This is a genomic window from Achromobacter maghribensis (assembly GCF_057334215.1).
The window spans coordinates 150,598-159,983 of sequence record NZ_JBHFII010000004.1 but is presented as its reverse complement, the minus strand read 5'-3'; the positions used below and the strand labels follow the sequence as shown (position 1 = coordinate 159,983).

The window sequence follows — 9,386 nt, the reverse complement described above, 5'->3', positions numbered from 1 at the left end:
TACCTTGTGACCTTTTTGTCGTCGAACGTGTTGCGTCCGCTTCTGGCCGACGCTGCGTGAAAACGCGCGCCTCTCAAGGGCGCCTGCAATATCCGCCTCTCAGATCGCTGCAGGATCGAATTTCGCCAGTTTGGCAAGAGGTGGGGACCCTTGAAATCGGCAGTAAATCGCGTTTTCACACAGCCTCGACCCGAAACGGACGCTCGAAAAGGCTAGATCTTCCAGTATGAGGCAAGGACCTTCGAAATCGGCTGTGCTCCCCAGTTCCTATTCGATCACCACGTAGAACGGATCGCTCTTGCCAACTGATTTCTCGAAGGATTTCTGACTACAAGCCATTAACCCCTGTCGCAATCAACAACATCGGAATTCGGTTTCACGAGGCGCACGACAACACGCGGGCAACACCGCCGCTCGCAGCCGAGCACCACAGTTCAGCACGACGGCGCTATCATCTTGTCGACCATTGTTCCGAACTTTCCCGAGACTCACGTGAATCAAGTATCGCGGGCACCGTTTCGACGGAACTTGTGGCTGCGCTAACGCCCCGCTAGCATCGGCTCAACTGCATTCCCGTTCTGCCCCCGCATCCAAGATGGAAGCCGCCGTGACCGAACCCACCGCCATTGAAGTTTCAGCCGAAGCCGCGTCTCATAAGGGCGAATTTTTCCTGATCGACGCCAGCTTCTTGGAAAACGGCAGGGTCCCCGGCATAGAAATCGCCAACGAAGAGAAGCTGATCCATCCGGGGATGAATGTCGTCTCGCGTCCTGACGGAATGCCAAATCAGTATCCGGAGCGTCCCCACCTGGTTCATGTACCGGAGAGGGGCGGAATGCTACGCGATCTGGAAGAGCTCGCCGGCATATGGATTGTGTCGGAGCCTTTGAAGCAGCTGTTTGAGCGGATGGATGCCGAGGCGTTTGCATTTGTGGCATGCGACTTCAGCCTTGCTGACGGGAGCCCCGGTCCTCAGTACTACTTAGGCAATGTGCTGCGCAGACTCGATGCCCTGGATGAAGCCTCCTCTCGCGTGAGGATCAAGCTCGACCACAATTATCAGACCGGCGAGGACGAGAAGCTCTATAGCCTCGTCGGCGGGGCCAGCTTGGTGTTCAAACAGGATGTTGTGGGAGATGCCCATATCTTCCGCCAGGATCGCATGGGAGCACCTCCCATCTGCGACCGCGCGATGTTTGATGCACTGAGTGCGGCCAACTTCTCCGGCGTACGGCTGCGCGATGTAGCCGATACTTAGAGCGTGTTATGAACTTTGGAGTAGGTTGGCAGCATTTACCAGCATCGGCATGCTGAAGGCCACGAAGTGAAGCTCGAAGCTTGCTATCGATTGCGAGATTGAAAATCGCGAGTTCCCGGATGTTGGACGCCATCTGAAGTCTCGCTCGGATTGCCCAAATTTCTCGAAGCTTCAGCGGCGGCTTCTGCCCGGTGAGTTTGCCCTGGTTCCATGGCACACGACGATCAACGGTGACATTCTAGGATTCCATGACAATCTCCTTTCGGGTAAAGGGAGATTAAGTGTGCACCTACGGCGTATGCAAGCAGTGCTCGTCGTCGTTACGGCGTTGGTGGGATCAGACCTGTCCTGCGCTGCATCACCTCGGCGTCCGCCTCTAGCGTCAGAATAACGTCAGCATCGGTTGCCTGGAATCGTCGCAATCTCATCTGTGGAGCCGCTTGAGCATGAAGGCGTACAGGATAGCGCACGTATGTCGTGAGAATTGGCCTCACTGGGTCCACCAAATCGAGGTCATGCGTTTCAGCCATACTCCTATAAATGCGTTCTGCAGCATGTTGGCAAACGACCGCTTCTGGCCGGGAGTGGTCCCTGACGCGGCTGGCCGCTTCTAATCCCAAAGCGGAGCTAGCATGCCTCACAAGATAGACTCACCGCTCTTCCATTCTGATATGTGGCCACTATGTTCTCCCAAATGAACGTCCGACCCGCCTCTCGTGAAGACATCGATTCGATCATTGAGCAGGATCCGATTGCCAAGCACGAACTGGGTAGGAGGGTGTTTATCGCCGATGCGGTGGCCGCTGGCCAATGCTGGGTCGCAGTAGAAGCGATGGGTGCTTCGGCGCTGATCGGTTACGGGGTACTAAACAAGTCCTTTTTCGAAAACAACTTCGTCCCGCTGATCGTCGTCAAGGTCTCGGCACGTCGCCGTGGGGTCGCTACAGCAATCATGGCCGCGCTGGAGTCGCAATGCGCAGGAAAATTGTTCACGTCGACAAATACGTCGAACATCGCGATGCGCCAATTGCTCAAGCGCCTTGGCTTTGTCGAAAGCGGTCGGATTGAAAATCTGGATGACAACGACCCCGAACTTGTGTTTGTGAAGCGAAAGCCCGCTTCCGCCCCGAAGCGGTAATCTCGTCGAGGCGCAGAGCGGACGTCCGGTCTGCTCCGAAAAAGCACCGACCCTATTTAGTCAGAAGCATTTCGGGGGACATCGTGGCGACTGACGACGCTGAGCAACGTAAATTGTCAGGCTTCCAGCCTCAACATGCTTCTCTTGTGAACCTTGAACGACTGCGTCGCGAATTTCCCGACTTCGACATCACAACCCTGCCCTCCCTACCCGAAGGGTATTTCGACGCGTAGAGCTACATCGACGCAGCTCCTTCATTCGAGAACGAGAAGGGCACTTTGAAAGTGTATGCCGACTACGTCGACTATGCCGCCCGCGCATCCGGCAGGAGCCAGCGCTACTGCGTTTCGCGCTACGACGAGGAAGCTGGCGACTTCGAAGGCGTCGCCCTGTCGACCAACGATTGGGCCGAAGTCATTCGCTTCCTGAGCGCCTGAACGCCCTCGCCAGGGGCGATCGGTTTCCGCTCCGATCGTCGGATGATCGTCCCCAGCGCACGTCATTCAATACGGTACAGGCTGCCGAAGCCTCCGCCTTGCGCTGGCGTGCTGTCGCTGCAGCCTGGCATTGGCAGACCCTGCCCCCATCCGGCGGTCAAGACCTGCACGTCACGCACGGGATCGGACGCCTTGGCCCGCTCGTTGCGCATGCGGCAGATTTCAGGATCGGTGGCGAATAGCCCGCGAGCGAAGACCCGACCTTGCTCCGCCAGCTTTGCAGTTTTGGGGCTGCGGATCTTCGTGAACGCCCGAAAGGCCTTATCCAGGTTGCCGCTTGCGCCATCCAGGCACCGGACCAAATGCCACGCATCCTCCAACGCCTGGCAGGCCCCTTGCCCCGACGTCGGCAACGGCGCGTGTGCGGCATCCCCAACCAGTAGTACATTCGCCCGACTCCACGTATGCAGCGGCTCCAGGTCATGCACCGCAATCAGCCGAATGGCATTTGCGGGCGTGGCACGGATAATATGCGCGACCGGTTCGGGCCATCCCGCGAACAGATCTTCGACCTCCTTGCGTATATCTGCAGTCGGTATGGCTTCCGATAGGGGCCGAACCTGGGCTGCAGCCCAATACACCAGTTGGGGGCGAATCGCGACGCAACCAAAGCGCTCGCCAGCCCCCCAGAAATCCCGAATCGAAATGTCGTCCACCAGCGCATGCTGCCCCTGCGCTACGCCAATCCAGTTCACGAAGCCCTGATAGACAGGTGTGTTGTCACCCGCGACAAACTTGCGAGCCACGGAATCCATGCGGCCGTCGGCGCCAATGAGCAGATCCGGGCGGATGCTCGCACCATTCTCGAAATGGGCCACAGCCCTGCCATTGGCATCCAGCTCAATACCCGCCGCCCGGTGTCCGAACTCCACCGGTATCCTGGCCCGGGCTACATGATCTAGTAACACCTCCTGCAAGTGCCGGCGTAGCACCGTGTAGGTCGGGTATCCCATCGTCCGGTCCAGGAAGGCAATATCGAGGCCTCCCAGTGCATTGCCCACAGCATCCTGGCGGCGCATTGTCAGCGGTCGACCGCCAATGGCGTCGATGTCTTGCAACAGCCCCAGTTCTTCCAGCACAAAGCTGGCATTCGGCCAAAGCGTCACGCCGGCCCCCATGGTTGCCGGCTCCGTCCGGCGCTCATAGACCCGAGGGCTGTAACCCCGCTTGCGCAAAGCCAATGCCACGCTCAGGCCCGCGATGCCGCCGCCAAGTATTCCAATTTCCACGCTGATGCTCTCCTGTCCATACGGTGCTCGATGGCGGGCTCACCGCCTCGCATCGAACAAAATGGCATCTTAGATTTCGCCAAAACAGAGAACTAGCGTGCAAAAATGGGACGCTTTCATACCTTAATCGGGATAATCAATGCGCGATGCGCTCGATCTGAATACCGTCCGCGTCTATACAGCAGTTGTTGATGAGCAGAGCTTTGCTGGCGCATCGCGTCTTTTGGCTATCCCTTCATCCAACGTCAGCCGCCACGTTGCCAACCTGGAACGTAAACTCGGCACACGCTTGCTGGAACGAAGCACCCGCCATCTGCGTATGACGGAAGCCGGTCGGCTGCTCTACGAACGCGCCAAGCCCTTGCTCGACACTCTGCTCGCCACGCAGGAAGAGCTTGGTGCGGTACAGCGCGAACTGCGGGGCCCTTTGAAAATGTGCATGCCCGGCGAAGCGCCAAGGCTGCTGGCCCCCATCCTCGCCGAATTCTGTAGCCTCCACCCAGGCATCGAACTGGAATGCGATACCCGGATGACCGGACTGGATGTGCTTCGAGAGGACGTTGACCTTTCCATCGTCTTTCACCGGGGCCATCAAGAGGACAGTGCCTTCATCACGCGCGAACTCGCCACACTGCCCAGCATCGTGGTTGCCGCCCCCTCCTTGCTGGCCAGGACCGGCATGCCACGCCACGTTCGCGAGCTGAAGTCTCTACCCTGTATCACTACCCTCAGTGCGCTGAAGGGCCAGCCCTGGCAGTTTCAGGACGCCGCCGGCGAAATCGTCAAGGTGCCGGTACGCAGCCGCTACCGCGTCAACAGCGGAGAGTTGGCCGTGGCAGGCGCACGCCAAGGTATCGGCTTCGCGATTGTGGCGGCCTATCCCTGCCAGGAAGACCTTGCTACGGGTCGATTGCTCGAGATACCACTGGACCTGTGTCCCGCCCCCCTGCAATTGCTAGGGGCATACAGCCATCGCCATTCCGTGACTGCGCGTGTTCGGGCGCTGCTGGAATTGATACAGGTACGGTTGGCGGGATCGGCATGACTTTTGCAGTGTCCCGTTTCTGACCGAGAGGAGTCTCCGCACTTCAAATCTCTGCCAACAGGGACTCGACAAAGTCCCTCCCGCGTAGCGCCGCGAGCCAGCGGTCAGGGATGGCGGCGACTCCGTAGAGAAGGCCCGCCAACCCGCCGGCGATGGCTGCCGTGGTATCCGTGTCGTTGCCCAGAGCAACTGCGCGTTTTACGCAGCCTTCGTAGCTGCCGGTCGATAACAGGCAATGAATGGCCGACCAGAAGCTGTCGACCACGTAGCCGGACCCTTGAGGTGGATCGAAACGGCCGTCCAGTACGATCTTCAACTCAGCTTCTTCCGCCAGGCCGGCATAACGTCCCAGCAATTCATCTTCCGCCGCGCGAACGGCATCGGGCGCCGACTGCCCTTCCAGAATGCCCATGGCCGTCAGGCAACACAGCGCGCAGCACAGTTGCGCGCGTAGGTGTCCGTGCGTGATCAAGCTCTGCTTCATGGACAGGCGAATCGCACTCTCCCGCGAGGACGCCACCATTACCACTGACAAGCATCGCATCAGCGACCCATTGCCATTGTCACGTTCGTCCGCGGGACCGGCGACGGCAGGTGCGGTGCCCGAACCCAACGCTTGAAATGCCCGCTGGGTTTGCAATCCGATGTCAAAGACGTTGCCGTCCGGGGTGAATTTCCCGTGCCTGGCCCAGTCAAGCAGATTGATTGCGAATGCGTCGAGATCGAGATCCCCATCCTGCAATAGCGCATCCAACAGAGCGAGCGCCTGTGCGCCGTCATCGCTCCATGTGCCCGCAGGGACGCCGCCATGGGCTCGATCGAAGCCAGCGGGCGGCACCATCTCGATATCGGGGGGCGAAGGGATGGACTCCGCCCCGTGGAATTCGTACGGAACGCCTAGGGCGTCGCCCACCAACAGGCCAAAAAGGCATCCGCGCAGGCGGCCCTGGTTCGTGTTGATTGTCATTGGGAAATGCTGCTCATATCACTGCTCTTGGCACGGGTGGCGTCAACGCTTTTACGCTTAATCAGTCGGCTGCGCCGGACCTTCTTCCAACATGCTTAGCAGGCCGATGATCAGCGCCTGCATGCCCTGGTCGAGCTCCACTTCCATCTCTGACTCTTCCGCGGCGCGCGCCTCGTCCACGACCGGCTCTTTGCCCGCGACCGTGTACACCGTATCGGCTACCGCCAGGCCGTGGAAGGCCACGGTTGCCAGCAGGATTCGCGACTGTTCCTTTGAAATGCCGTAGGCGCTGGCGATATGGCGCTGGTGCCCGTCTATTTTCGCAAGCATGGCCGGCGTTGCCGCCAATCTGCGGATCACGTAGGGCGTCACGCCCGGGTGGGTTTTCACGAACTCTCTTGCCGACGTGGCGAACAGGGTCAGGTATTGCTTCAACCCGCCCGCGCCGTTGCTACAGGCCTGGGGGATCTCCCAGCGGCTGAAGATCTCATCGGCGACCAGGCGCTTGAGCTCCTGGAGGCTGGGCACGTGCTTGTAGAGCGCCATGTGGCTGACGCCCAGCGCCGCCGCAACGCCCACAAAGGTGATATTGGGCAGGCCCAACGCGATGCCGGCGTCGGCGATCCGCTCGCGAGTGATGGTGGGAGGCCGTCCCCGCGTGGTGCGGCGCTCTGGCGGCTGCATGTCTGTTCCCTCTTCTTGATGACGTCTACCCAGCACTTTAACTTGCCCGATGAATATTTAGTTTATTTGCATGCAACTAAAGCGTGATTTAGTTTATAGTAATGCAAATAATTATCACCAACATCCCGGTATTTGTTCATGAAGACTTCTGGCGCCGAGCCGGCCAACCCCCGCCATGCCGGCCCGCTCGATCTGGTGTTGACCCCTATCCGGGGGCAACTCATCGTTGCATCCGTGCTGGCCGCGGTGGGCGCCATGCTGACGCTGGCGCCGCTGGCAGCCATCGCGCATATTGCGCGACTGCTCCTTACCGGCGCCGGCAGCGAAGGTGCTCACCTGGCCGACGCCTGGCCCGAAATCTGGTGGACCGTCATCGGCGCGGTGGCCTGCATGTTCGCCGGCATGCTGATGGTCTCCGCGGGCGAATTGACCGCCCACCTGGCTGACAATCGCATCACCCATCGCCTTCGCATCGCCGGTGCACGGCGGCTGGCGCAGGTGCCGCTGGGCTGGTTCACAGGCAGGGCGTCGGGCGAGGTCAAGCAGGCGTTGCAGGACGACATGGCGACCCTGCACAGCCTGACCGCGCATTTCTTCACGGCGGTGGCGCGCGCGGCTGGCGTCATCGTGATCTCGGTCATCTACCTCTTCGCGCTGGACTGGCGCCTCGCCCTGGTGGCGCTGTTGCCGTTCTGCGGCTTCTTCCTGTTCCTGCGCCGGGCGATGAAGGCCAGCGGAAAGAACATGCAGGCGTTCGTCGCCCGGCTTGGGCGCATCAATGGCGCGACGGTCGAGTTCGTGAGCGGGATATCCGTGGCCAAGGCGTTCGGCGACGCCGGCAAGGCGCATCGCGGCTACCGGGACGCCGTGGACGGATTTGCCGACGCCTTCGTCGAATTCACGCGTCCGCTGGTCGCGGCGATGGCCCGTGCCCACGCACTGATCGCGCCGGTCGCCGTGCTGAGCGTGGTGCTGGGTTTTGGCGCGCTTTTTGTGGGGCTGGACTGGATGGCGCCGGTGGATGTGCTGGCATTCGCCTTGGTGGCGCCATGCATTTGCAGCCCGCTACTGTTGCTGCACACGCTGCTGCACGACCTGGGCAGCGCCACGGGTGCCGCGCAGCGCGTGCTGGCGTTGCTGAAGACCCCGGTGCTGGAAGCGCCCGCGCCGGGCCGCGAGCAGACTCCCGAGGGGCATGAAGTCCGATTCGAGAGCGTGGGCTATTCCTACGACGCCGGGGGCGCGGCGCTATCGAACATCAGCTTCACCCTGGAACCCGGGACGGTCACGGCCATCGTTGGCCCGTCGGGCGCGGGGAAATCCACGCTGGCGCGACTGCTGCTGAGGTTCTTTGATCCCGCCGAAGGTCGCATTACGCTCGGCGGCGCCGACTTGCGGCAGATCGAAAGCACGCAGCTCTACCGGCGCGTGGGTTTCGTATTGCAGGAAGTGCGCCTGATTCATGCCAGCGTGCGCGACAACATCGCGCTGGGCAGGCCCGCCGCCAGCCAGCAGGAGATAGAAGCCGCCGCGCGTACCGCCAACATCCATGAGCGCATCCTGGCCCTGCCACGCGGCTACGACTCCATGGTCGGCGAAGACGCGCAGCTTTCCGGCGGTGAGCGTCAGCGCGTGAGCATCGCCCGCGCGGTGCTTCTCGATCCTCCCGTGCTGGTGCTCGACGAAGCCACGGCGGCGGCCGACGCCGGCAGCGAGGCGGCGATCCAGGCGGCGCTGTCGTGCTTCGCCCGGGAACGCACGCTGATGGTCATTGCGCACCGGCTGGACACGGTGAAGCACGCCGACCGCATCATCGTTTTGGAAGACGGCGTCATTACAGAGCAAGGCCGGCACGAGCAGTTGCTGGCGCAACGCGGCAGCTACGCGCGGCTTTGGAAGCTGGGCGGTTATGAAACGGCCACGGCCCAAGAGGCGCCGTCATGCTGAAGTCCTTGATGCAATTACTGGGCAGGGACGCGCCCGTCCTGCGCCGCTACCTCTGGCTGGCCCTTGTCTACGGCGTTTTCTGCGGACTCACCATTGCGTCCATCGTGCCGATGCTTACCCACCTGCTGGGCGCAGAAGCCAGGCGGGCCGCGCCCTGGCTGATCGCGTTGCTCGGCGGGGCAGGGATCTGCTGGGCGCTGCGTGGCCACGTCGAGCGCGCCGGCGTGCGCGTGGGCGTCGCCATCTTGCAAGGCGGCCGCCACCGGCTTGGCGACCATGTGGCACGCCTGCCTGTCGGCTGGTTCACGCCGCAGAACACCGCCCGTCTTGGGCACGTGGTCACGCAGGGCATGATGTCCGTGGCCCAGCTTCCGGCGCACGTGTTTACGCCGGTCATCGCGGGCGTGGCGACGCCCGTGGTGCTTGTGTTCGCGTTGTTCGCACAGCATTGGCTGTTGGGCGTAATTGCGTTGACGGCGCTGCCATTGCTGGCGGGCGTCCTCTTTCTTACGGCGCGGCTTGCGCGGCGTGCCGACAATGCCTTTCACCAGCGTTTCGCCGACGCCAGCCAGCGCGTGGTGGAATTCGCCCAAGCCCAATCGGTGCTGCGCGCCTTCAGCG

General features: G+C 61.4%; 9 protein-coding genes and 1 pseudogene. 6 read left to right on the top strand and 4 right to left on the bottom strand.

Features of this window, described 5'->3' with window-relative positions:
- The first annotated feature begins 607 nt into the window (after nt 1-607).
- Nucleotides 608-1,258 carry an imm11 family protein gene (locus ACE039_RS01485; protein WP_485821484.1) on the top strand — a complete coding sequence of 217 codons (651 nt, stop codon included), beginning with the start codon at nt 608-610 and terminating at the stop codon, nt 1,256-1,258.
- Nucleotides 1,259-1,328: 70 nt separating this feature from the next.
- On the opposite strand, the pseudogene ACE039_RS01480 reads toward ACE039_RS01485, so the two are convergent.
- A pseudogene (locus tag ACE039_RS01480) lies at nt 1,329-1,475 on the bottom strand (integrase); the annotation flags it as partial.
- Between the two features lie 477 nt (nt 1,476-1,952).
- On the opposite strand from ACE039_RS01480, the gene ACE039_RS01475 reads away from it, so the two are divergent.
- Nucleotides 1,953-2,396: a GNAT family N-acetyltransferase gene (locus ACE039_RS01475; protein ID WP_485821483.1), complete on the top strand. Its 444-nt coding sequence runs from the start codon at nt 1,953-1,955 to the stop codon at nt 2,394-2,396.
- A 278-nt stretch (nt 2,397-2,674) separates the two neighbouring features.
- Nucleotides 2,675-2,833 (top strand): hypothetical protein, encoded by a 159-nt coding sequence (locus tag ACE039_RS01470; protein ID WP_485821482.1) that lies wholly within the window; start codon nt 2,675-2,677, stop codon nt 2,831-2,833.
- 62 nt (nt 2,834-2,895) lie between these two features.
- Here ACE039_RS01470 and ACE039_RS01465 read toward each other — a convergent pair whose 3' ends face one another.
- Complete coding sequence (locus tag ACE039_RS01465) at nt 2,896-4,122, bottom strand: FAD-dependent monooxygenase (protein ID WP_485821481.1); 1,227 nt, start codon at nt 4,120-4,122, stop codon at nt 2,896-2,898.
- Between the two features lie 139 nt (nt 4,123-4,261).
- On the opposite strand from ACE039_RS01465, the gene ACE039_RS01460 reads away from it, so the two are divergent.
- Nucleotides 4,262-5,167 (top strand): LysR family transcriptional regulator, encoded by a 906-nt coding sequence (locus ACE039_RS01460; RefSeq protein WP_485821480.1) that lies wholly within the window; start codon nt 4,262-4,264, stop codon nt 5,165-5,167.
- 43 nt (nt 5,168-5,210) lie between these two features.
- Here the strand turns inward: ACE039_RS01460 and ACE039_RS01455 are convergent, their stop codons facing one another.
- Together ACE039_RS01455 and ACE039_RS01450 are read right to left on the bottom strand one after the other, a co-directional pair.
- Complete coding sequence (locus tag ACE039_RS01455; protein WP_485821479.1) at nt 5,211-6,134, bottom strand: ADP-ribosylglycohydrolase family protein; 924 nt, start codon at nt 6,132-6,134, stop codon at nt 5,211-5,213.
- Between the two features lie 57 nt (nt 6,135-6,191).
- On the bottom strand, nt 6,192-6,818 hold the full coding sequence (locus ACE039_RS01450) for a TetR/AcrR family transcriptional regulator (protein WP_485821478.1): 627 nt from the start codon (nt 6,816-6,818) through the stop codon (nt 6,192-6,194).
- 138 nt (nt 6,819-6,956) lie between these two features.
- On the opposite strand from ACE039_RS01450, the gene ACE039_RS01445 reads away from it, so the two are divergent.
- Together ACE039_RS01445 and ACE039_RS01440 are read left to right on the top strand one after the other, a co-directional pair.
- Nucleotides 6,957-8,765 (top strand): ABC transporter ATP-binding protein, encoded by a 1,809-nt coding sequence (locus ACE039_RS01445; protein WP_485821477.1) that lies wholly within the window; start codon nt 6,957-6,959, stop codon nt 8,763-8,765.
- Nucleotides 8,759-9,386, top strand: a 628-nt coding sequence (locus ACE039_RS01440; RefSeq protein ID WP_485821476.1) for an ABC transporter transmembrane domain-containing protein, incomplete at its 3' end; no start/stop codon positions are given. The genes ACE039_RS01445 and ACE039_RS01440, both read left to right, overlap by 7 nt.

Bases quoted from the DNA above. Each gene is read 5' to 3' on its own strand.
- ACE039_RS01460 (WP_485821480.1), top strand. From the start codon at position 4,262: ATGCGCGATGCGCTCGATCTGAATACCGTCCGCGTCTATACAGCAGTT.
- ACE039_RS01450 (WP_485821478.1), bottom strand. From the start codon at position 6,818: ATGCAGCCGCCAGAGCGCCGCACCACGCGGGGACGGCCTCCCACCATC.
- ACE039_RS01475 (WP_485821483.1), top strand. From the start codon at position 1,953: ATGAACGTCCGACCCGCCTCTCGTGAAGACATCGATTCGATCATTGAG.
- ACE039_RS01445 (WP_485821477.1), top strand. From the start codon at position 6,957: ATGAAGACTTCTGGCGCCGAGCCGGCCAACCCCCGCCATGCCGGCCCG.
- ACE039_RS01455 (WP_485821479.1), bottom strand. From the start codon at position 6,134: ATGACAATCAACACGAACCAGGGCCGCCTGCGCGGATGCCTTTTTGGC.